This is a genomic window from Methylobacterium amylolyticum (assembly GCF_030700245.1).
Classification (GTDB): domain Bacteria; phylum Pseudomonadota; class Alphaproteobacteria; order Rhizobiales; family Beijerinckiaceae; genus Methylobacterium.
Genome location: NZ_JAUYZI010000135.1, coordinates 1 through 765, shown reverse-complemented (window position 1 = coordinate 765; position 765 = coordinate 1). Strand labels below are relative to the sequence as shown.

The window sequence follows — 765 nt, the reverse complement described above, 5'->3', positions numbered from 1 at the left end:
CCTGCGGCGGGGGCTTACGCCGGATCGGCGAGGACGTGACCGAGAGCCTCGATTACGTGCCGGGCCGGTTCAAGGTCGTGCGCCACGTGCGCGAGGCCTTCGCCTGCCGGGCCTGCGAGCAGGTGGTGCAGGCGCCCGCGCCCCACCACGCCGTTCCCCGCGGGCGGGCCGGACCCGGACTGCTCGCCCACATCGCGGTGGCGAAGTTCGACGATCACCTGCCGCTCTACCGCCAGGCCGAGATCTACGCCCGCGACGGGGTCGATCTGGCCACCTCGACGCTCTCGGGTTGGCTGGGCGCGACGGCCGCGGCGGTGATGCCGCTCGTCGACCTGCTACGGCGGGGGGTGATCGCCGGCTCGGACGTGCTGCACGGCGACGACACGCCGGTCCCGGTGCTGGCGCCCGGCACGGGCAAGACCACGACCGGGCGGCTGTGGACCTACGTGCGCGACGAGCGCACCCACGGCGGCGCCCGGCCGCCGGCGGCGGTGTTCTTCGCCTCGCCCGACCGCCGGGGCGAGCGTCCGCTCGCGCACCTGGCGCGCTTCTCCGGGGTGCTGGTGGCCGACGGCTACGCCGGCTTCAACGGGCTGTACGCGGGGACGCGCCCGGGCGGGGCGCTGACCGAGGCGGCGTGCTGGGCGCACGTGCGACGCAAGTTCTTCGACGTGCACGCCGCGACCGGCTCGACCCTGGCGGCGGAGGCGCTGGCGCGGATCGGCGCGCTCTACGGCATCGAGCGCGGCCTGCACGGCAAGCCGC

Annotated in this window: 1 protein-coding gene; it reads left to right on the top strand. The window is 76.1% G+C overall.

From position 1 onward, the window contains the following. The coding region (gene tnpC, locus Q8W71_RS32860) for an IS66 family transposase (RefSeq protein WP_305529474.1) at positions 1 to 765 on the top strand (765 nt) is incomplete at both ends.